Origin of the sequence: Streptomyces sp. NPDC012825, assembly GCF_042900925.1 — a bacterium.
GTDB lineage: Bacteria > Actinomycetota > Actinomycetes > Streptomycetales > Streptomycetaceae > Streptomyces.
Genome location: NZ_JBIBBZ010000004.1, coordinates 270,139 through 292,263 on the forward strand (window position 1 = coordinate 270,139; position 22,125 = coordinate 292,263).

Below are 22,125 nucleotides of genomic sequence, written 5' to 3' on the forward strand. Positions count from 1 at the left end.
CGGTCGAGACTGGACGCCGGGGTGGGGAGCACCGTGGGTGACCGGCCACGAGGCGTACGGGCAGGACCCGCAGCTTCGTGCCGGCCCGGAGACCCGCGAGACCGGCTACGTTCTGGCCGTCGCCTCCTCCATCCGGGTTCGGATCAACAGACGGGTCAGTCTTCTCGAAGGTGTGCCGATGCTGACTTTTGCTGACTTCAACGGACTGGGAAGCTTCTGACCTGCGGAAACTTCGACCGATGAAGTGGTGGTGGAACTTCGTCGGCCGTACGGACGAGGAGATCCGGCAGGCGCGCGAGGACTGGATGGCGGGGGGCCGCTTCGGCGAGGTGAAGGGGTACGACGGCGACCGGTTGCCCGCGCCCGGGCTCCCCGTGACGCCGCTCGAGCCCCGGGGCGGCGTCCGTTGAACCGGTGGCGCCCGCCCCGTTCGTGACAGGGGCGGGCAGGTCACGCCGCCGGGGCGAAGGGGCGCAGTTCGTCGCCCTCCGGCTGGACCACGCCGTAGGTGCCCTCCGGCACTTCGTTCCAGGCGCCGGGCAGGTCGCCCAGGGGCTCGGACACGACGAGGCGGGTCTTCTCCGAGGCGTCCCGCAGGAACGCCATGTCGGGGTGCAGTCTGCGCAGCGCGTCCACCCGGCTGCTGTAGAACAGGGACCGGGAGGCGCGCTCGCTGGAGTAGCGGAAGGCCCAGAGGCGTTCGCCGTCGGTGACGGCGAGCGTCATCTGGAGGGGGAACTCCACGCCGCGCTCGCGGCCGGCGCGCTCCACCGCCCCCGCCATCCGGGCGACGGCCGTCGGCGGGTCCCGGTCGAGGCCGAAGGTGAGGGCCAGGTAGAACATCACCTCGGAGTCCGTCGTCCCCTCGATGTCCGCGTACAGCTCCGGGTCGACGAGCAGGGTGAGGTCGCGGCGCACGAGGTGGAACTCCGCGATGGCGCCGTTGTGCATGAACATCCAGCGGCCGTGCCGGAAGGGGTGGCAGTTCGACTGCTGCACCGCCGTCCCGGTCGACGCCCGGATGTGGGCGAAGAACAGCGGCGAGCGGACGTGGTCCGCCAGCTCCCGCAGGTTGCGGTTGCTCCAGGCGGGGCCGATCTCCCGGAAGAGCGCCGGGGAGTCGGCGCCGTCCGTGTACCAGCCGACGCCGAACCCGTCGCCGTTGGTCGTCTCCACGCCGAGCTTGGAGTGCAGGCTCTGGTCGATCAGGGAGTGCGCGGGCCTGTACAGGATGGTGTCGAGCAGTACGGGCGTGCCCGAGTACGCGAGCCATCGACACATGCGTCATCACCTGGGTCCCTGCCGTGCTCCGGGAGCGGCGCCGGGAAGGTCCGGCCCGGCACCCTCCCCTTCTCGGCCCCTCGTCCGGCTCCGTCCCGGAGTTCGTCCGTCCCGGCGCTCGTCCGTCCGTCTGTCCCTCTGTCCGGACGAGCCGGTCCGGCCCCGGGTCACCGGGGGCCGTGCGCGCGCCTGTGCGCCGGGGTCAGGACGTCGCGGCGGAGCGTTTCGCGGCGGCCCCGCGGGTGCCGCCGCCGGTGCCGGCGCGCTTGGGCTTGGCGGGGGCGCCCTTGCGCTGTCCCGCCTTCCTCGCCCTGCCCTCCCCGTCCTCCGCCCCCGCCGGTTTCTCCTCCGCCCCCGCCGGGGGCTTCGGCGGTGCCGGGCGCAGACGCGTGGTCGGCCACTCCAGCTCGATCTCCAGCTCGATCCTGCCCTCCCCGATCTCGACCTCGACCTCGCTGTGGAGCTCGTCGGGGACGCGCAGGCTCAGCGTGCCGTGGCCGATGTTCCACTCGATCTCCCCGCCGTCCCTCAGGGCCGTCGCGAGTTCCATGAGCTGTTCCGCGGCTTCGACGCGCGACACGGAGCGCTTCTGTTCGAAGGTGAGGTCTTTCATCGTCTGTCTCCGGTTCGGGTGCTGGAAGTGACCGGCGCCGGAGGACAGGGATGTCGGACACGGTCGCCCGATGACCCGCCGTCGTTCCGGAGCCGGCCGCGTCTCGTTCCCAGCGTGCGCCGTGGCGGTGCCCGCCGCACCCCGGAGCGCCGGTCCGGGGGTTACGCCGTGTCCCGCACCCTTCCGGTGAGCTCCGGGCCCGGGACCGGCTCCCAGGAGCCGTCGAGGACCGACAGGACGGCCCTCAGCGACTCCGCCGGTTCCGTGACGCCGTCCGCGACGGTGGGCACGCTCAGCTCGACGTCCGTCTCCCCGGCGGGCACGAAGAACCACAGGGTCAGGCCGCCCGGGACCGCCTCGGACAGTGGCACGGCCGGGTCGGGGACCTCGCCGATCTCCTGCGTCAGCCATGCCGGATCGACGTCGGCGGTGGACAGCTCGTCGCCGCCGGTCACCGGCAGCAGACCGACCGTGCCCACGAGGTCGGTGTCCGCGGCGGCGGACAGCGTCCCCCGCCAGGTCAGGGCCTCGCCCTCCGTCACGTCGGCGGCGACCGGCGTCACGGTCACCACGGGCAGGGGGTCGTCGTTCCGGGCGGTCACCCCGCCCCGGTGGGCGCCGACCACGGCCCCGCGCACCGCCTTCACGAACGCGTCGTGCGCCGTGTCGTAGCCGAAGCGGGTGTTGCCCCGGACCTCGACCGGTATGTCGATGTCCTGGCGCCCGGGGCGCACCGTCACCAGGCGGGAGGTGACCCCTTCGCCGTCGGGCCGGGGCACGAAGAGCCGGACCTGCCCGCTGCCCTGCCCGGAGACCCGCACCGGGACGCGGTGGGTGCGCACCCCGGAGTCGCCCTCGTCGACCGTCAGACGGCCGATGTCGACGCGCGGCAGCGCGGCCGGCCGCACCACCGGGGTGCCGGGGCGCCAGCCCCACGCGTCCACGAGCCACGCACGGCCCGGACCGCCGCTCGGGGACAGTTCGAGCGCCGCGATCCGCCTCAGGTCCAGGCCGGCCCGGCGCGCGGCGGACAGCGGGACGCGGGCCTCGCGCGCCCACACGGACGCGGTCCGGTCGCTGCCGGGCAGGCCGTCGACGCGGGTGCGGCCCAGGTGCGCGCGGCGGCCCGACGTATCGGTCACGGTGACGTCGAACCGGGTGCCCGCGCTGTTGGGCGGGACGGCCAGGCGCAGGGCCAGGGCCTCGGAGCCGGCCAGGGAGACCGGCCGGGACGGGCGTACCGAGACCGGCTTCCCGGGGGCGTCCCACCGCAGCGCGACGGCGTCGCGGCCCGGCTCGGGGTAGGCCTCCCAGATCGCGAAGTGCGGGGAGACGCCTTCCACCCCGGGGGTCAGACAGGCGCGTTCGGCGTCGGAGTCGACCTGGGCGCACAGCCGGCCCGGGCCGGTGACCGTCGTCGAGGAGTCCGGCAGGAGGGCCGGGGTGCGGTGCCCGCCGACGGCGTGGGTGAGGATCCGGGCCGGGCCCGCCGAGGGCGCGCGGCGGCCGGTGCCGTCGAGCAGCGGCCGGACCCGGTCGTCCCCTCCGACGAAGAGCCGGGCCGACGCGGCGATGTAGGCGGCGCCCGCCCGCTGCTGCTGCCCGGCGGTCAGCCGGGTCGCCGCGCCGGGGGAGCAGACCGGGTCGGGCTCCTCACCGGACCAGAAGTCGTCGAACGCCGGGGCCTGGGCCTGTCCCGGGGTCCACTCGCTGTTGAAGAAGTTGTGGTTGGCCCCGACCATGTAGACCGAGCTGTGCAGGGCCGTGCCCCGGCCGGTGCCCCGGGTGCCGTCGAGGTAGATCTGGCCCTGGAGGTCGCTCACGTCCCCGTCGCAGCCCGGCAGGATCGTCGTGGACGGCACGTCGGGGGCCGGGTTCTGGCCGAAGATCGTGGGCCCGATCAGGACGTTGCCGCGGATCTTCCACCGTACGGGCCCCCGGTGGCCGTCCCGGTCGGCGGGCGGCGGGTAGAGGCTGTCGAGGGCCGCCCGGTTGACGCCCTCGCCCCCGCGGGAGTGGCCGACGAGCAGCACGCGCGAGAGGTCCGCGGGCGCGGTCCTCCGCACGGCGGCCGGCGCGGCCGACCGGTTCGCGGCCCAGTCGGCCCAGCGGGCCAGGTGCAGCCGGACCAGGGAGGAGCGGGCCTGCGCACCCGCGTCGTCGATGCTGTGGTCCTGCCCGTTGACGCCGTTGGCGGAGACGGAGACCGTCACGTAGCCCTGGGAGGCCAGGAGCTTCTGGGCGTTCAGGTAGCCCCGGTGGCTCGGTATCTCCCGGGTGCCCGCCGGGCAGGGCCACTCGCCCGTCGCCTCCTCGGTCCCGGGCGTGTGGCAGGTGGCGTGCCGGCCGTGCAGGAAGAGGACCACCGGCCGCCTCCCCGGCGCGCCGGCCGGGCCCACCACGACGGCGCGCATCTCGACGGGCACGGGGAAGTCGGGCAGCGACACGGACGGCAGGACGTACTCGCCGCCGACGGTGCGGTAGGGGCCGGGCGTTCCCGGATCGACCGGGTTCGCCGGGAGCGGGACCTCCGGCGCGGCGGGCTGGGGCGGGGCCTCCGGTCCGGTGGGCGGTGCGAGGGGGCTCGGGCGGGCGGAGGGGGCGGCGTCCAGCCGCTTGCCGCCGGCCGTCACCCGCAGCCGGTCGCCCCCGTCGAGCCGGGCGCCCCCGAGGGGCAGCCGGAAGGTGTGCCCGTCGGGCTCGGCCACCGGGCGGCCGAGCAGCCGGTCGCCTGCGTGGAACTCCACCCGGGCGTCGCCCATGGGGACGGGATCGGGCGACGTCCACACGAGCTGTCCGTGCGCGCCGGTCCCGGTGATCCGCCAGCCCGGGGGGAGTTCGGCGTTCCCCTGCCGGGCCCCCTGGGCCGCCGCCGGTGCCCCGGGCGACGCCGGCCGCGCGTGCGCCGTGCCGGGCGCCGCCGCGGCCAGCGCGAGTAAGGCCGCGGCGGCGGTCACGCCGCGTATGCCACGTATCAAGACGGTCATCCTCACGTTCGTTCCCGTGTGGGGGCACCGCCGGTGGCGTCGGCCGCTCGGCCCCCCCGGTGCCCCCTTTCGCCCCGGAGGACGGTGCCGGAGGTGGCGGGGGTGCCCGTGCGGCCCCGTGCGCGGGCGCCGGGGCCGGGCACAGGACCGGCCCGGGTGGCGGGGGAACCACCCGGGCCGGGGTGCCGGGCCGGACGACGGGCGAGGCCGTCCGGCCGCGGATCGAGGGAGGGTCAGACGAGGTCGAACCGGTCCAGGTCCATCACCTTGCTCCACGCGGAGACGAAGTCCTTCACGAACTTCTCCTTCGCGTCGTCGCTCGCGTAGACCTCGGCCACCGCGCGCAGTTCGCTGTTGGAGCCGAAGACGAGGTCGGCGCGGGTGCCGGTCCACCGGACCGTGCCCGTCGCGGCGTCGTGGGCCTCGAAGAGGTCCGCGTCACCGGCCACCGGCCGCCAGATGGTGTCCATGTCGAGCAGGTTGACGAAGAAGTCGTTCGTCAGGGTGCCCGGGGCCGTGGTCAGGACGCCGTGCTTCGAGCCCTGGTGGTTCGCGCCCAGGACGCGCAGGCCGCCGACGAGGACGGTCAGTTCGGGGGCGCTCAGGTTCAGCAGGTTGGCCCGGTCGACCAGCAGGAACTCGGCCGGGAGCCGGCTTCCCTTGCCGAGGTAGTTGCGGAAGCCGTCGGCCTTCGGCTCCAGGGCGGCGAAGGACTCGACGTCCGTCTGCTCCTGGCTCGCGTCCACCCGGCCCGGCGCGAACGGCACCTCGACGTCGACGCCCGCGTCCTCGGCGGCCTTCTCGACGGCCGCGGAACCCGCGAGCACCACCAGGTCGGCGATCGAGACGCTCTTGCCGCCCTCGGCGTCGAAGGAGGCCTTGACGCCCTCGAGGACGCGGAGGACCTGCGCCAGCTCCTCCGGCTCGTTGACCTCCCAGCCGCGCTGCGGCTCCAGGCGGATGCGGCCGCCGTTGGCGCCGCCGCGCTTGTCGCTGCCGCGGAAGGAGGAGGCCGCGGCCCAGGCCGCGGAGACCAGCTGCGCGACGGTCAGGTCCGAGGCGAGGATCCGCTCCTTGAGGGAGGCGACGTCCGCCGCGTCCAGGAGCTCGCCCTCGCGCTCCGGCAGCGGGTCCTGCCACAGCAGCACCTCGGAGGGGACCTCCGGGCCGAGGTAGCGGGCGACCGGGCCCAGGTCACGGTGCGTCAGCTTGTACCAGGCGCGGGCGAAGGCGTCCGCGAACTGCTCCGGGTTCTCGTAGAAGCGCCGCGAGATCTGCTCGTACGCCGGGTCGAAGCGCAGCGACAGGTCGGTGGTGAGCATCGTCGGGAGGTGCTTCTTCGACGGGTCGTGGGCGTCGGGGATGATCGCCTCGGCGTCCTTCGCCACCCACTGGTGCGCACCGGCCGGGCTCTTGGTGAGCTCGTAGTCGTACTCGAAGAGGTGCTTGAAGAAGTCGTGGCCCCACTGCGCGGGAGTGGTGGTCCAGGTGACCTCCAGACCGCTGGTGATCGTGTCGCCGCCCTTGCCGGTGCCGTGGGAGTTGGCCCAGCCGAAGCCCTGGGACTCGATCGGCGCGGCCTCGGGGTCGTCGCCGACGCTCTCCGACGGGCCGGCGCCGTGCGCCTTGCCGAAGGTGTGGCCGCCGGCGATGAGCGCGACGGTCTCCTCGTCGTTCATCGCCATCCGGCGGAAGGTCTCCCGGATGTCGCGGGCCGCCGCGATCGGGTCCGGGTTGCCGTTCGGGCCCTCGGGGTTGACGTAGATGAGGCCCATCTGGACCGCGCCGAGGGGCTCCTCCAGCTCGCGGTCGCCGCTGTAGCGCTTGTCGTCCAGCCAGGCGGTCTCGGGGCCCCAGTAGACGTCCTCGTCGGGCTCCCACACGTCCGCGCGGCCGCCGGCGAAGCCGAAGGTCTCGAAGCCCATCGTCTCCAGGGCCACGTTGCCGGTGAGGATCAGGAGGTCGGCCCAGGAGAGGTTCTGGCCGTACTTCTTCTTGACCGGCCACAGCAGGCGGCGGGCCTTGTCCAGGTTGACGTTGTCCGGCCAGCTGTTGAGCGGCGCGAAGCGCTGCTGGCCGGCGCCGGCGCCACCGCGGCCGTCGCTGATGCGGTACGTGCCCGCGCTGTGCCACGCCATCCGGACCATGAGGGGGCCGTAGTGGCCGAAGTCGGCCGGCCACCAGTCCTGGGAGGTCGTGAGGACCTCGGCTATGTCCCGCTTCACGGCCGCCAGGTCGAGGTTCCCGAACGCCTCGGCGTAGTCGAAGTCCTCGCCCAGCGGGTTGGCCACGGCGGGGTTCTTGGCCAGGATCTTCAGGTTCAGCCGGTTCGGCCACCACTGGTTGTTGCCGCCGCCCTCGGTCGGGTGGGCGGCGCGGCCGTGCGCGACCGGGCAGCCGCCCCCGGCTTCGTCCAGCTTCGCGTCCACGACGATCGCGTCGTGGTTCTCGGGGGCCTCGTTCTCGGGCACGCGGTTCTCAGACATCGGAATCCTTCCGGACCTGGCGGACAAACAGTGCTCGGGAAGTGCGATCGGCAGAGCGGCCGGGCAGGGCCCGGAGAGGCGTCGCGTCTCGGACTCCCGCCGCACTGAAGTCTTCCTGTCCCTTGGCCATCAACGGAACCGATCCTACGATGGACCTTGTCCAAGTCAAGAACAATGCCAAATTCTGTCCGAGGAGCACCGGCCGCACACCGGTCACCGCGGGCCCCGCGCCGAAGTCGAAGAGGTGAACCGACATGAGCGACCTGCTGGAACGGCTGCGCTCCCGTGGCTGGCGGATGACGTCCCAGCGGCGCGTGGTCGCGGAGGTCCTGGCCGGCGACCACGTGCACCTCACGGCGGACGAGGTGCACGCGCGCGCCGTCGAGCGGCTGCCGGAGATCGCGCGGGCGACGGTCTACAACACCCTCGGCGAGCTCGTCGCCCTGGGGGAGGTCGTGGAACTCTCCACGGACGGACGGGCCAAGCGCTACGACCCGAACGCGCGCCGGGAGCACCAGCACCTGGTCTGCTCGGGATGCGGGCTCATCCGGGACGTCCACGCGACGGGGGACCCGCTGGAGGTCCTCCCGCCGGAGGAACGCTTCGGCTTCGCCGTGGAGAAGGCCGACGTGACGTACCGGGGGCTGTGCCCGGACTGCTCGGGGGGATGAGCGCGTACGCGGAAGGGGGCCGCCACCGGGTGTCGGTGACGGCCCCCTCCGAGGTGGCGGTCGCGGCCCGCGAGCCGCCGCGGGTGCCTACTTCAGGACGGCGAGCGCCTCGTCGTAGCCGGGCTCGTCCGCGATCTCGTCCACGAGCTGCGCGTGCAGGACCTTGTCGTTCTCGTCGAGGACGACGACCGCGCGGGCGGTCAGACCGGCCAGCGGCCCGTCCGCGATCTCCACGCCGTAGGCGTTGTGGAACTCGCGGCCCCGGAGCGTCGAGAGGTTCTTGACGTTCTCCAGGCCCTCGGCGCCGCAGAAGCGCGCCTGCGCGAAGGGCAGGTCGGCGGAGATGCAGAGCACCACGGTGTTCTCCAGCTCGCCGGCCTTCTTGTTGAAGGCGCGAACGGAGGAGGCGCACGTCGGGGTGTCGACGCTCGGGAAGATGTTGAGGATCTTGCGCGCGCCGGCGAAGTCCTTGAGCGACTTGTCGGCGAGACCCTCGGCGACGAGCGTGAAGTCGGGAGCCTGGCTGCCGGGGACCGGCAGGTCGCCGTTGACCTGCACCGGGCTGCCCTTCAGCGTGACCTGGGCCATGGGGATCTCCTTGAGACGTAAGGGTGACGACGAAGGGAATCGTACGGAGTCCGGACCGCCCGCACGGTCACACCTCTTGACGCCCCCTTCCTTCACTTCTTAAATCAGGTGGGCGGCGAAGTGGTTCACCCATGAGCATGTCATGTACGTGACATGTATCCGCGGTGTGCCGCCGTGGTGCCGTCCCCCCCACACCCGACGGAAGAGAGAGCCATGACCTCCTCCCGCACGCGACGGCGCACGCTGTCCTCCGCCCTGTCCGCCCTCGCCCTGGCCCTCGCCGTCACGGCGCTCGGCCCGGCGGCCTCGGCCGGCCCCACCGGGGGAGCCGCCCTCGCCGGGGCGGCCGTCCCCGCCGCCGACGCGGCCGCCGTCACCTTCTCCGACGACTTCGACGGCCCCGCGGGCAACGCCGTGGACGGCGGCAAGTGGCAGATCGAGACCGGCGACAACGTCAGCAACCACGAGCGGCAGTACTACACGGCCGGCAACCGCAACGCCGCGCTCGACGGCCAGGGCCACCTGGTCATCACCGCCCGCAAGGAGAACCCGGGCAACTACCAGTGCTGGTACGGGCGGTGCGAGTACACCTCGGCGCGGCTCAACACCGCCGGGAAGTTCACCGCCCAGTACGGGCACGTCGAGGCCCGCATGAAGGTGCCGCGCGGCCAGGGCATGTGGCCCGCGTTCTGGATGCTCGGCAACGACCTCGGACAGGTCGGCTGGCCCAACTCGGGCGAGATCGACATCATGGAGAACGTCGGCTTCGAGCCCTCCACCGTCCACGGCACCCTGCACGGCCCCGGCTACTCGGGCTCCGGCGGCATCGGCGCCGGGTACACCCTGCCCGGCGGACAGGCCTTCGCCGACGCCTTCCACACCTTCGCCGTCGACTGGTCGCCCGGCCGGATCACCTGGTCCGTGGACGGCACCGTCTACCAGACCCGTACGCCCGCCGACCTCGGCGGCCGGACCTGGGTCTTCGACAAGCCCTTCTTCCTGATCCTCAACCTCGCGGTCGGCGGCTACTGGCCCGGCGACCCGGACGGCTCGACGCCCTTCCCCGGGCAGCTCGTCGTCGACCACGTCCGCGTCACCACCTCCGACGCCCCCGCCGGCGGCGGACCGATCACCGGGATCGGCGGCAAGTGCGTCGACGTGGCCGGCGCCAACACCGCGAACGGCACCCCCGTCCAGCTCTACGACTGCAACGGGACCGCCGCCCAGCGGTGGACCGTCGGCACGGACGGCACCATCCGCGCGCTCGGCAAGTGCCTCGACGTCACCTCCGCCGGCACCGCCGACGGAACGCCCCTCCAACTGTGGGACTGCAACGGCACGGAGGCCCAGCGCTGGGTCGCCAACGCCGCCCGGGACGTGGTGAACCCGCGTGCGAACAAGTGCGTGGACGCCACCGGAAACAGCTCGGCCAACGGCACCCGGCTCCAGATCTGGACCTGCACGGGCGCCGCCAACCAGAAGTGGACCGTGACCCCGTAGGACCTGTCCGGCGGATCGGGGTCGGGCAGGCCCCGGTCCGGCGGTCCCGACAGCCCCGGGGCCGGGTGGTCGTCCGCGGCCACCCGGCCCACGGCCCCGGGCGGTCAGCCCCGGGGCCTCGACAGGTAGTCCTGCCGCAGCGCGTCGAGGACCTGCGCGGCCTCGGGGTGGCCCGCCCGCCGGCAGCGCGCCGCCGCCGTCGTCAGCCGCGCGATCGCCTCGTCCGTCCGGCCGAGGCCGTTCCCCTCGACCAGGGCGGCGAACCGCACCGCCTCGGCCCTCGGCAGCTCGCCGTGCTCCCCGCCCCCCTCGTGGACGGCGATCGCCGCCTCCGCCTCGGCCAGGGCCTCCTCGAAACGCTCCGCCTCCGTCAGGACGTGGGACCTGCGGTAGTGCACCTCACCGCGCTCGTACCAGACGGCGAAGCCCTCGGCGTCCTCCGGCACGCCGTCCAGGACCGCGTCGGCCCGCGCCAGGTGCGCGAGCGCGTCCTCGACCCCCTCGGCCCCCCGGGCCGCCGCCGTCAGACGGGCGAACTCGCGCGCCATCCGTACGATCAGGGGCGGATTCGGCGCCTCGGCGTGCGCGGCGAACGCGCGCTCGTACGCGGCGTCCGCCGCCTCCCACCGGTCGGCCAGGGCCAGCGCGATCGCCGTGTCCGCCGTCACCAGTGTCCGGATCGGGGCGTCGTCCTCCCACCCGGCGACCGTGCCCGCGAGCCGCAGGAACTCCTCCGCCGACGGCAGGTACTCCTCCAGCTCCCGCAGCCCGCGCGCCAGGGACAGCCGGATCTGGGCCACCATCCGCTCGTCCAGCGCGGCGGCCGACTCCTCGGAGAGCAGCGACTCCAGGACCGCCACGGCGTCCGCCTGCCGCCCCGACTCCGCCAGGACGTCCGCCAGTTGGAGCCGTACGCCGGCGGCGTCCTCGTGCTCCCCGCCCCGGTCGAACAGCGCGGCCGCCTCGGAGAGGTGGCGCACGGCCCCGGCGTGGTCCCCGAGGTGCGAGGACGCGTGCCCGAGCAGGGAGTACGTCGGAGCCATCGTGAAGTCCGCGTCGTCGTACCGCACCGCGTCCGCGAGCGCCCGGTGCAGCAGCTCCACCGCCTCCGCCGGTTCCTGCCGGGACAGCATGATCTGGGCGAGCAGGGCGCGCGGACGCGAACCCCGCCAGGGCCGGTCCGAGGCCTCGACGTCCACGAGGGCCGCGCGCAGCTCCGACTCGGCGAGGGCGACGTCGCCCCGGCGCCCGGCCTCGTCCGCGACGAACTGGCGCGCGTTGGCCACCTGGTGGGGCACGCCCAGACGCTCCGCCTCGGCGCGCAGCCTCCCCACGGCCTCCCGGAACCGCTCCGGGGCGGAGCCGGACTCCTCCGGCTCCCGCCGCATCGCCTCCTGATAGGCGGTGTAGGCGTCGGCGTACAGCACGGTGAGGTGGGCGAGCACGCGGTCCGCCGCCACGTCGACACCGGCCGCGGCCTCGGCGTCCCCCGGCTTCTCGCCGGTCAGCGGGGCCTCGTCCTTCAGACGCTCCGCCTCGCCCAGCATCCGGTCGAGACGGACCCGGACCGCCTCGTCGCGCTCGGCGTCGGCGTCGTCCTCGCCGGTCGTCCACGCGAGGGCGCGGGCCCGGGCGGCGAGGGCCCGCCACTCCATCCCGAGCTCCTCGTAGAGCCCGGCGGCCGTCTCCAGCTCGGCGCCGCTCTCCGCGTTCTCGTCCTTCTGCCTCAGCCGGTACGCGCGCTCCTCGGCCAGCTCGGCCCGCAGCAGCTCCTCCGGGCCGAGCCGGTCGTCGTGCGCGGCCGAGCCGTCCGCGAGCCGCTCGGCGATCCGGGTCCAGAGCCGGGTGTCCCCGGGGTGGCCGAGGTGGTTCAGGCGCCGCGCCTCGGCCACGAGGGCGACGAAGTCCTCGGGGACCCCGGGCGCCCCGGGACCCGCGGCGGCCGGGACCGCCGGGACCGCGCCCGCGGCGGTGCGGGGCGCGGCGGCCGTCCGCAGCCCGAGCGGCAGCGGCTCGTCGAGCAGCGGACGCCGGGCGAGGCGCTCCCGGCGCCGGTCCCCGACGGCCGTGGTGCCGTTGCGCGCGTCGAAGGCGGCGGCGAGCCGGTCCGCCTCGGCACGGACGTGGGCGAGGAGCCCGTCCGCGGTCCAGTTCCGTCCGGGCGGCCCGGCGACGGGCGTCTCCCCGTGCCCGTCCTCCACGAGCCGGGCGAGCAGCACCTCCACGCCGGTCAGGAAGCCGAGGCGGTCGAGGGGCGCGCCGGTCGCCCCGAACAGCGGACGGTTCTCCGCGAGGACCTCCAGGCCCCGGCCCTCGTTGCGCGAGAGCGCGCAGAACTCCAGGTGCAGGCCGACCTCGTGCTGCATGCCGGTGCTGCCCCGGACCCGCCGGTAGCCGGTGAGGTGGTGGGAGCGGGCCTCGTCCGCGCGGCCCAGGCGCAGCAGCGGCAGCAGGGCGCGCGCCTGGCTCATCTGCGGCTCCTCGGAGCAGCCCTGCTCGCCCGCCAGGACGGGCCCCCAGGTGTCGAGGGCCCCGGCGTCGTCGCCCGCCGTCACCCGGTGCCAGGCGCGGTGCCGGGTCTCGCAGGCCTCGCAGTCGCTCAGTTCGGTACGGGGCCGGGTGACCCACAGGTCGTGGGCGTCGTCGACGCCCGTGCCGGTGTGGGCGGCCACGTGGTGGCGCATCGCCGCCACCGGCTGCATGCCGTGCCCGGCCTCCTCGTACCGCTCCCGCATCGTGTCGATCCAGCCCCGCACGGTGGCGAGGGGCACCTCCGGCACCTGGAGCAGGGACGTCGTCACCCACTTGAAGCGCCAGAAGACCTGGTGGGCCTCCCACTGGCTGAAGGACTTCGGAGCGGTGTCCCACAGCTTGAGCAGCCGGGCGAAGACCACCGGGGACTTGCGCTGCTCGCCGGTGAACTCGTACGCCGTCATCAGCTCCAGGAGGGCCGTGACGAGCGCGTCGGGCTCGTCGAAGACCTCGGCGGCCTCGACGAGCTCCTCCGCCGTGACGGTCCGCTGCGTGCCGTGGGGACGGTCGTGGTTCTCGCGCAGCGCCTCGACGACGGCCTCGGGCGTGTCCAGCATCTACAGTTCCTTCCGGGGCTCGGAGCCGGGTGCCGCCGCGTCCGGACGGTGCATGGCGTGGGTCAGCAGGCCGATGAAGGCCCGGTTGAGCAGGGCGCTCTCGCTCGCCCGCAGCGGACGGCGGCTGAGCAGCAGCGCCTGGCCGTAGAGGGCCTCGGCGGTCGTCACGGCGAGCCCGCGCTCGCTGATCGTGATCGCCTGGCGGACCAGCGGGTTGAGGTGGTTCAGGACGAGCTGCGCGCGCGGGGTCTCCTGGCGCAGCGAGCCGAGGATGTCGGCCCACAGCCCGTCGCTGTCGGCGGCCAGGCCCGCCCGCGTCCGCTCGTGGCGCGCCTCCCGGTTGTCGAGGAGCAGGGCGGGCGCGGTGACCGGCTGGAAGTCGCGCAGGACGACGTCGCAGTCGTGGACGCCGATCGTCTCCCGGGCGACCGCGAGGAAGGCCGCCGCCCGCAGCTCGGCGGTCGGGTCCACGGCGTCCAGGTGCGCGGTGACCGTGGCCGGGTCGAGGTCCGTGACGGACGTGCCGGGCCGGATCTCGGGCAGCCGGTGCACCAGGTCGCGGTCGTAGGTGTAGCCGCCGTTGACGACGCCCAGGCCGGCCGCCGCCGCGATGGGGGCGACCTGGCGGAACTCCTCGACGCTCCGGGTGACCAGGACCGTCGGGTGCGTCCGTACGAACTCCTCCAGGGTCACGTTGCCGTCGGTGGTCTCGAACGGCAGCCACGGCAGCACGACCCGCAGCAGCTCGTCGTCGTACCGGGCGAGCGCCTTGACCGCCAGGTGGTGGGTGTCGATGAAGCGGTGCAGGAGCGCCGGGTCGCTGGCGGCGAGCCCGGTGAGCCAGTCGCGGATCCGGTCGCCGAGGGCGTCCCGCACGGCGGACAGCGTGCCGTCCTCGTACAGCGACTCGCGCGACGCGGTGGGCCGCAGGCTGGTCGTGTCGACCACACAGCGCACGAAGAACGCCCACTCCGGGAGGAGTTCGGGTGCCTTGTCGGTGAGCAGCATGCCCTTGAGGTGCACCCGGTGCCCCGCGCGCTGCGCCGGGCTGACGGCCGTCGGCAGCACGTACGCGACCCCGCGCAGACCGGCCGCCGGCAGGTCGAGCTCGATGCTGTCGAGCGGGGTGAAGTCGAACAGGTCGCGGCAGTACGCGGTGAGGGCCTCGCGGCGGGCCAGCGGGGACCGGTGGCTCCGCTCCCACGGCGGTGCCTCGTTGATGCGGTGCGTCTGGCCCCGGGAGTCGACGACGGTGACCTCGTGCCGCAGAAGCCCGCCGTAGTGCCGGGCCAGCTGGACCACCTGCCCCGGGCTCGTCCACTCGGCGTTGTCGGCGCGCGGCACGAGCCGGACGGTGGTGCCCGGTTCGGGCGCCTCGGAGGCGGGCAGGGCGCGGAGGGTGTAGCGGCCGTCGGAGTGGCCGCGCCACTCGACGGCGGGCGCCGACGGGTCCGACGCGGACCGGCTGACCACCGTGATCTCGTCGGCCACGACGAAGCAGGCGAGCAGGCCGATGCCGAACTGGCCGATGAACTCCCCGCGGGCGGCGTCGAGTCCGGCGCCGTCCAGGGCTCCGTCGGCGGTCCGCTTGGAGCTGCGCCCGATGGTGGCGAGGAACCGGTGGACGTCGGCCTCGGTCAGACCGACGCCGGTGTCCGTGACGGTGAGGACGTCACCGGTGCGGACGGTGATGGCGCCGGGCGCGCCGGGGTCGAGCGCCTGCCGGGCCGTGATGGCGTCCACGGCGTTCTGGAGCAGCTCGCGCAGATAGACGCGGGGGCTGGAGTAGAGGTGGTGGGAGAGCAGGTCGACCAGACCGCGCAGGTCGACCTGGAAGGTGTGCGCTGACTCGGAAGGGGACACCCGGTGAAGTCTTTCGGTGAACGCGCCCGTGACGGCGGGCGGGAGGGGAAGGAGAGGTGGGGAGGGTGCGGGGCGGCGGGACCGGACGCCGGTCCGGCGCGGACGGCGCCGGTACGGAACCCGGCCGCCCCGGCGGTTCAGCGGCCGGCCGCCGAGCGCCGCTCGCGGTAGGCCGCGACGGGGTCGGAGCCGTTCAGGTAGGACCAGGGGAACTCGCTGACCCGTCCCTCGGTGGCCCGGAAGCACTCCCGGGCGGCCTCGCGGTCCCCGGCGAGCGAGAAGGCCATGGCGAAGCTGTTGAGCACCTGGACCCAGCCGCTCCGGTGGACGAAGTCCGGGTGCCGGTAGGAGTGGTCCGCGGCCTCGTTCAGGGACGCGGCCACCTCGGGCCGGCGGATGTAGGCGGCGTCGGGACCGGAGTCGAGGGAGAGCCACTCCTCCAGGTGCGCGACCGCGACGAGCTGGCCGAGGAGCGTGCCGCCCGGGGCGTCCAGCATGGAGGCGCGCGCGAAGGCGTGCATCTCCTCGTGCGAACCGCCCCACTTGTGGCAGACCTGCTGCAACTGCTGCTGGTGCGCCTCCAGATGGTGCGGGGCGCGCCGCACCGTCGCCTCGAACCGGCGCCGCGCGATCTCCGGCCCGACCTCCAGACCGCGCCCGCTGATCTGGAGGCAGTACCAGGGCGCGGCCGAGGCCGGTTCGAGCTCGGCCGCCTCGTACAGCCACCGCTCGGCCGTGCGCAGCCGCTCGTGGAAGACCTCGAACTGCTCTCGCGAGACGTTCTCGGCGCGGGCCGAGGTCCGGGCCTCCCAGCCCCAGCTGACGTGGCGGAGGCCCGCCACGAGGCGGGGCAGCGCCGCCTCCGGCTCGGCCCCGGCCACACCGGTGATCCACTTCTCGACCCCGGCGGTGTCGCAGACGGTCCACAGGAGCTCCGTCCGGCCCTCGCTCTCGGGACGCGCTTCGAGCACCTCCCGCACGGTGGCCCAGTCCGCCCCGGCGGCGGCCGCCTTCAGGCGGGTCACCTCGGGATCGTCCGAGTCCTTCTCCAGCCGCGCGGCGGGCCGGTCCGCCCTCTTCCCCAGAGTGAGCCCCCAGCCACGGAGCAACGCCATGTCCCCACCCCTTGTTCCGTACGAACGGAGCGGTCGGTGATCACCCGCCCCGTGGAGGTAGTGACTATCACGCGGGTACGACAATCGCACACCCGTTTCCCCGGAGGCGGTCCGGGGACTCCGCCGCTCAGCCGTCCGCGACCGCGCGGTCCGTCCCGGAGAGCTTCTCCGGCGCCCGGCGCAGCGCCCGGACGGCGGGCACGGCGAGCATGACCGCGAGGCACACCAGGCCCATGACGGACGAGAAGAGCAGCACGCGGTCGGCACCCACGGACTCGGCCGCGGGACCGGCCAGGGCCCGGCCGACCGGGATGACCATGATGGAACCGGCGACGTCGTAGGCCGAGACGCGGCTCAGGACGGCCAGCGGGACGTGGGTCTGCACGCTGGTCGCCCACATGACGCCCCAGAAGGCGAACCCGCAGCCCGCCAGGACGCCCGTGACGGCCGTGAGCGCGAACGACCAGCCCAGGGCGGGCGCCAGGGGGTTGAGGGAGAAGAAGAACATGGCGCACGCGCCCGCGACGAGCGGCCGCCGGGGCCGCACCCGCATCCCGAGCAGCCCGCCGACGATCGTCCCGGCGCCGTCGGCGGAGGCGATCCAGCCGTACCCGTCGGCGCCGTGCTGTTCGGTGAGGAGCGCGGCGCCCAGCGGCAGGGCCGGGCCGAAGACGAACAGGCCGTAGACGGCCCACACGGCGATGACGCCCCACAGCCAGGACCGGGACCGGAACTCGTGCCAGCCCGTGGCGAGCCGCTGCCAGATCGGCTCGCCGGCCCCGTCCGGGGTCGTGCCGAGCTTCCGCAGCGGCGCGAGTCCCAGGGCACTGCACGCGTAGAACGCCGCGATCACCAGGAAGGAGCCGGCCACGTCCCAGTACGCCACGAGGAGACCGGCGAGACCGGGGCCGAGCAGGGTGCAGATCGACTCCGATATCCGCAGCAGCGCGTTGGCCCGCTGGATGTCCTCGGCGACCCGCGGCACCAGGCTCGCCAGACCGGGCTGGAACATCGCGGTCGCCGCGCCGCTGACCGCGAGCAGTGCCATGACGTGCCACAGCCGTACGTCCCCGAGGGCGAGGAGCCCCGCGAGCGCGATCATGGCCACCATGCGGACCACGTCCGCGCCGACCATCATCACCTGCGGGGTGAACCGGTCGGCGAGGACGCCGCCGAAGAGCACCAGGAGGACGATCGGCGCCATCCAGGCGGCCAGCGCGTACCCCACGCCGCTCGCCCCGTAGCCCGCGCCGAGCACGGCCGTGGTCAGCGAGACCATCAGCATGCCGTCGGCGAGCAGCGAGGTGCTGCGGGCCGTGAAGAAGAGCCGGAAGCGGCCCGAACGCCACGGGCTGGGCGGGGAGCCGGGCTCCCGCTCCACGGGCGCGTCGTCCGTCGTCACGTCGTTCGTCGTCATGTCGGTTCCGCCGGAGTCCGGCCGTTCCCTTCGGTGAGGAGGTGCTGCCGGAGCCACGCGTCCGTCCGGTCCGCCTCCTCGGGCGGATCCTGGACGATCACGTACCGGCGGGGGGCGAGGACCCCGGGACGGCCCGGGAGGACGCGCATCAGCGCGGCGTGGGCCCGCGCGGGGGGCAGGGGCGTGCCGCCGGAGGCGACGAACGCGGTGAGGCCCGCCCCGTCCGCCGCGACGTGCACGGGTACGCCTCCGAGGGCGTCGCACAGGGCGTCCGCGACGGCCGGCGGCGAGACCCAGCAGCCGTCCACCCGGATCCAGCCGGGGCCGCGCTCCACCGGACGCACCCCCGTCACGCCGGTCAGGGAGGCGAGCGGCACGTCCCCCTCGGCGGCGGCCTCCAGGAGCCGTACGAGACCGGTCAGGAAGCCCTCCGCCCCGCCCGGCGCGAACAGCGCGGGGTCGGCCCACAGGCCGATCCGCAGCAGCGGCTCCGTCTCGTGCACGAAGGCGAGCAGCCGGGTCGGAAGCACCTGGACCGGGCCGCGACCCAGTTCGAGTTCCGGCCCGTCCGGCTCCGCTCCGCCGGTCCCCGACAGGGCGCTCACGTCGTTGAAGACCACGTCCCGCGCGAACCGGCTGCCGCGCTCGAAGGCGGTCCGGTCGATCGTCTCCCACAGGGCGACCGCGTCGAACCGGCTGTGCCGGTAGGCGTCGAGCGCCGCCCCCCACGCCTTGGCGAGCAGCGCGTCGAAGGACGGCACCCGCACGTCCAGGGCGAGCAGCGCGTCCTGCGACACGGTGTTCACCGAGCGGACGAGCCGGTCGTGGAACCGGTTGGAGGTCGGGACGGCGGCGACGCAGACGCTCTGGCCGGTCCGGTGGGCGACGAGCGCGCACCAGGCCGTGAGCAGCACCGTCGACGGCAGCGCGCCGGTGCGCCCGGCCACCCGGGCGAGGGCCCGCGCGCCCCGCAGGGACCGGAGCGTCACCTCCGGCGTCTCGACCTCGGTGCCCTCGGCGCCCGGCCCGTCGAACATGGCCTGGGGGCCGGTGCGGATGATCCGCTCCCAGTACCGCAGGGACGCCGCCGCCTTCCGCAGCCCCGCCGGGGCGGCCTCCTCGGCGGCGAGGTCCAGCGGCGTGAAGGCCGTCTGCGGCGGCAGGGGCGCGCCGGTCAGGAGGGCCAGCCAGTCCTCCCGCAGGACGCCGAGGGCGCTGACGTCGGTCACGGCGTGGCTCGCCGCCAGGGCGACGAAGACCGGCGCGCCGGCCAGGACGACGAGGGAGATCCGCAGCCCGAAGTCCCTTTCCAGTACGAAGCGTTCGACCCGTGACCGGCGGGCCACGGCGTCGGCGTACCGTTCGGCGCCCGGGGGGAGCGCGTCGTGGTCGAGGACGGTGACCGTGAACTCCCCCTCGGCCGCCACGGTCTGCTCACGGGGCACGGCGTCCCCCGGGGCTCCCTCGTCCCGGGGGAACGTGGTGCGCAGCGCCTCGTGCCGTACGACCAGGGCGCGCAGGGCGTCGATCACCGCGTCCGTCCGGGTCCCGGCGGGCACCGGCCACACGTCGTGGATGTTGATGTGCTCGGGTTCGTCCCGCAGCATGCACCGGATCATGTTGGCCTGGCCCATCGTGACCGGGCCCCGGCGCTCCTCGCCGCCCGTGTAGGCGACGGTGACGGTGCGCGTCTTCGACGGACGCGGGAGGTCCCGCTCGTGCGCGGTCACGGGGCGGCCACCGCCCCGGACCGGGGGAGGGGCCACTGGGGGAGGGACCGTGGACGGCGGCTCATGCGGTGCCTTTCGGGGACGGGGGGCGCTTCTCGCGCGCGGAGGAGGGGGAGCGGTTCCCGTACGCGGGAGACGGGGAACGGTTCTCGCGCGTCGAGTCCGGAGCGCGGCCCTCGTGCGCCGGGGACGGCGGACGCCCCTCGCTCGCGCGGACCAGCGGCCCCCACGCGTCCACGAGGAGGGCGAAGTCCGCCATGTCCCGCCGCGCCTCGTCGAGGAGGCGCTCGCGGCGGGCGGCGAGGACGTCGGCGGCGGCCGCGTACCGGCCGCCGAGCTTGCGGTAGGAGCGCTCGATCACGTCGAACCGCTCGGCGTTCTCCGCCGGTCCGGGGCCCGCCCCGTCCCTGATCGCCGCGGCGACGACGGAGGCGCGGACGAGCCCGTCGGCGTCGAGCAGCCCGTCACCGGCCGCCGCCGTCCCCGCGTACACGCCGTGGAGGTACGGGACGGCGAGCAGGAACTTCGCCAGCCGCAGCTGGTACGCGAGGAAGCCCGCGTCCGAACGGCGTTCCGGCGTGTGGAAGTTGACGATGTGCCGGTTGTGCAGGACGCCGGGCAGCCGGGCGCCGTGCACCAGGTGGACGAGGAAGTAGTCGCTGCCGATGGTGTCGGTGGCGGGCGGCAGCGGCACCCGGCCGTAGACCCCGCGCGCGAAGGCGATGTTGCACATGTCCACGCGCGTGGGGCCGACGGTGGTGAGCGTGGTGAGGTCGCCGGTGAACGCGGTGGTCCCGGCGCCCCGGAACGCCTCGTCGACGAGGTTCCGCCGCCAGATCTCCGGATACCCGTCCGGGAGGGAGAGGCCGATGAGGTCGTCGTGGACGAGGGGGTCGAGGGCCCGGATCTCCGCCACGTCCACGGACATCTCGCCGACGAACGAACCGCCGACCATGGCCACCGGCCGGTCGGCGAGCGCCGGGTCGAGCCGGCTCCGTGTCACGAGCCCCGCCACGTCGGAGGCCCGCCGGCCGATCGCCGTCAGCTCGTGGTGGAGCGGGAAGACGGGCTTCCCGTCCAGGTGCTGGTAGCGGCTGTCGGAGTCCCTGCGGTGCACCGAGGAGCAGCCCAGGGCCTCCGCGATCAGGAAGGCCCGGTTGGTGCAGGCCCCGTAGGAGACCCCGGACGGCAGCATCAGGTCGAGGACCCGGTCCGGTTCGGCGACCCCGGACCGGGCGACCGCCCCGCGCAGGAAGTCCCGCTGCTCGTCCTCGTCGAAGTGGTGGACGACCACCCCGGGCTCCGGCGGCAGCGCTGCCACCGCCTCCCGGTGGGCGGCGAGGTCCGCGGCCCCGGAGGAGTCCAGGACCAGCAGGTGCACCTCGACGTCGAAGTGCCGGGCGCCGTAAGCCGCCTCCTCCGCGACCGCCCGTACGGTCGCGGCGCAGGCCCGGTGGGTGGGCAGGGTCAGGCAGACGCGGCGCACGACGGCTCCCCGTCCCTGCTTCCGCGCCCTTCGCGGTCCTTCCAGGAGGTGAGCCCGAGCAGCCGTTCGCCCAGCTGGTTCAGGACGGCCGTGGGGTAGCGCTCGGACTCGTGCCGGACGGGGTCGCCGACGAGGGTGCGGTTCCAGCGCGGGGTGCGCAGGTGGCGCCAGGAGTCGACCCGGGACCTCCGCAGCCGCTCGTGCTCCTCCAGGGCCGGCATCATCGACAGGTACTGGACGGCCCGCACCTGATTCTCCGAGGTGTTGCGGGCCACCCCGTGGGCGAGGAGCCCGTTCCAGATCAGCAGGTCGCCGGGGCGCAGGTCGGGGCGGACGACGGGGTGTTCGTCCCGGTCCACGGCGGGCCGGAGCGGGTCGCGGCCGGCGGGCTGCCCGACCTTCCACTCCTCGAACCGCCGGAACAGCTCCGGGCAGCACTGGAAACCGCCGGACTCGGGGCGGGTGTCGTTGAGCGCGATGATCCCCTGCACCCGCTGCGGCGGCACGCCGAGCGTGGTGTCGATGTCCCAGTGCAGCTCGATGTCGAACCCCCGGTCGGTGGGCTCGATCAGGGCGCGGTCGCGGTTCTTGACGTTGGGCGGGTTGAGGTTGAGCCGGTCCTGGGTGACCCACAGCTCCTCGCAGTCCCACACGTCCACGAAGGCGTCGTACACCCGCTGCGACTGACGGCCGTCCCACAGGAGTTGGTGGTGGTACGCCTCCACGAAGCCGTAGACGTGCAGCTGCCGGTCCAGCTGGGAGCGGAAGGGCCGGTCCTCGTACCAGCTCTCCGGCCGCTCCGGGTCGAGCCCCTGGAACTCCCAGGCGAAGTCGAGCAGTCGCCGGGCCGCCTCCGCCGGGACCGCCTCCCGCACGATCACGTACCCGTACGTCTGCCAGTGGGCGAAGTCCTCCTCGGACAGCACCCGCAGCGGCCGCGACTTCCTCAGCTCCCGCAGGGTGGTCTGCGCGAGGTAGGACTCGCCGTCCGCGCTGAAGTACGGCAGGTCCGAGGCCGCCCGGTAGAGGTGGGGGCGGCGCGGGGGACGGTGCGGAGCGGGGGTCGTCATGGGTCCCTCCAGGTGCGGGGGTTCGGGGGAGGAGGTCCGGGGGCCCGGGCGGGAAGCGCTTCTCCCCGGTCGGCGGGCAGCACGCGGTGACCCCCCGGCCGAGGGGTGGCGGTGGACGGCACGGACGGCCGGACGTGCCGTGGCGCTGGACGGGCACCACGCCGTGCGGCGGAATTGGTTTAGACCTTAGCGGGTGGCAAGTGCCATCTCAATACGCCCAGTTGAGTCG

Annotated in this window: 15 protein-coding genes and 1 pseudogene; 4 read left to right on the forward strand and 12 right to left on the reverse strand. The window is 74.4% G+C overall.

Annotation, left to right across the window (positions count from 1 at the left end; genetic code table 11):
* The first annotated feature begins 37 nt into the window (after nt 1–37).
* Both ACFY7E_RS12820 and ACFY7E_RS12825 read left to right on the forward strand, forming a co-directional pair.
* Entirely contained in the window at nt 38–220 is a 183-nt protein-coding gene (locus ACFY7E_RS12820; protein WP_389483895.1) for a hypothetical protein, read from the forward strand.
* A 28-nt stretch (nt 221–248) separates the two neighbouring features.
* A pseudogene (locus ACFY7E_RS12825) lies at nt 249–410 on the forward strand (pirin family protein); the annotation flags it as partial.
* Between the two features lie 40 nt (nt 411–450).
* On the opposite strand, the gene ACFY7E_RS12830 reads toward ACFY7E_RS12825, so the two are convergent.
* The 4 genes from ACFY7E_RS12830 to katG form a co-directional block, all read right to left on the reverse strand.
* Nucleotides 451–1,281, reverse strand: coding sequence for a class II glutamine amidotransferase (locus tag ACFY7E_RS12830; RefSeq protein WP_389483898.1), 831 nt, complete (start codon nt 1,279–1,281; stop codon nt 451–453).
* A gap of 202 nt (nt 1,282–1,483) precedes the next feature.
* Nucleotides 1,484–1,894, reverse strand: coding sequence for an amphi-Trp domain-containing protein (locus ACFY7E_RS12835; protein WP_389483900.1), 411 nt, complete (start codon nt 1,892–1,894; stop codon nt 1,484–1,486).
* Nucleotides 1,895–2,055: 161 nt separating this feature from the next.
* Nucleotides 2,056–4,872 carry a hypothetical protein gene (locus ACFY7E_RS12840; protein WP_389483903.1) on the reverse strand — a complete coding sequence of 939 codons (2,817 nt, stop codon included), beginning with the start codon at nt 4,870–4,872 and terminating at the stop codon, nt 2,056–2,058.
* A gap of 242 nt (nt 4,873–5,114) precedes the next feature.
* Nucleotides 5,115–7,367, reverse strand: coding sequence for a catalase/peroxidase HPI (gene katG / locus ACFY7E_RS12845; RefSeq protein WP_389483905.1), 2,253 nt, complete (start codon nt 7,365–7,367; stop codon nt 5,115–5,117).
* Nucleotides 7,368–7,621: 254 nt separating this feature from the next.
* On the opposite strand from katG, the gene ACFY7E_RS12850 reads away from it, so the two are divergent.
* Nucleotides 7,622–8,038, forward strand: coding sequence for a Fur family transcriptional regulator (locus ACFY7E_RS12850; protein ID WP_389483907.1), 417 nt, complete (start codon nt 7,622–7,624; stop codon nt 8,036–8,038).
* A gap of 87 nt (nt 8,039–8,125) precedes the next feature.
* On the opposite strand, the gene tpx is transcribed toward ACFY7E_RS12850, so the two are convergent.
* On the reverse strand, nt 8,126–8,626 hold the full coding sequence (tpx, locus tag ACFY7E_RS12855; protein ID WP_389483909.1) for a thiol peroxidase: 501 nt from the start codon (nt 8,624–8,626) through the stop codon (nt 8,126–8,128).
* Between the two features lie 213 nt (nt 8,627–8,839).
* On the opposite strand from tpx, the gene ACFY7E_RS12860 reads away from it, so the two are divergent.
* Nucleotides 8,840–10,126, forward strand: coding sequence for a ricin-type beta-trefoil lectin domain protein (locus ACFY7E_RS12860; protein WP_389483912.1), 1,287 nt, complete (start codon nt 8,840–8,842; stop codon nt 10,124–10,126).
* Nucleotides 10,127–10,230: 104 nt separating this feature from the next.
* Here ACFY7E_RS12860 and ACFY7E_RS12865 read toward each other — a convergent pair whose 3' ends face one another.
* The 7 genes from ACFY7E_RS12865 to ACFY7E_RS12895 form a co-directional block, all read right to left on the reverse strand.
* Nucleotides 10,231–13,215 (reverse strand): hypothetical protein, encoded by a 2,985-nt coding sequence (locus tag ACFY7E_RS12865; RefSeq protein ID WP_389483914.1) that lies wholly within the window; start codon nt 13,213–13,215, stop codon nt 10,231–10,233.
* Nucleotides 13,216–15,078: an HSP90 family protein gene (locus tag ACFY7E_RS12870; RefSeq protein ID WP_389483917.1), complete on the reverse strand. Its 1,863-nt coding sequence runs from the start codon at nt 15,076–15,078 to the stop codon at nt 13,216–13,218.
* 137 nt (nt 15,079–15,215) lie between these two features.
* Entirely contained in the window at nt 15,216–16,193 is a 978-nt protein-coding gene (locus ACFY7E_RS12875) for a hypothetical protein (RefSeq protein ID WP_389483919.1), read from the reverse strand.
* Between the two features lie 127 nt (nt 16,194–16,320).
* Entirely contained in the window at nt 16,321–17,595 is a 1,275-nt protein-coding gene (locus tag ACFY7E_RS12880) for an MFS transporter (protein ID WP_389484230.1), read from the reverse strand.
* 11 nt (nt 17,596–17,606) lie between these two features.
* Entirely contained in the window at nt 17,607–19,340 is a 1,734-nt protein-coding gene (locus ACFY7E_RS12885; RefSeq protein WP_389483921.1) for a condensation domain-containing protein, read from the reverse strand.
* A gap of 61 nt (nt 19,341–19,401) precedes the next feature.
* Nucleotides 19,402–20,826 (reverse strand): DUF6271 family protein, encoded by a 1,425-nt coding sequence (locus ACFY7E_RS12890; RefSeq protein ID WP_389483923.1) that lies wholly within the window; start codon nt 20,824–20,826, stop codon nt 19,402–19,404.
* Nucleotides 20,808–21,896, reverse strand: a complete 1,089-nt coding sequence (locus tag ACFY7E_RS12895; RefSeq protein ID WP_389483925.1) for a phytanoyl-CoA dioxygenase family protein — start codon at nt 21,894–21,896, stop codon at nt 20,808–20,810. Before ACFY7E_RS12895 ends, ACFY7E_RS12890 begins: the two co-directional genes overlap by 19 nt.
* Between the last annotated feature and the right edge of the window lie 229 nt (nt 21,897–22,125).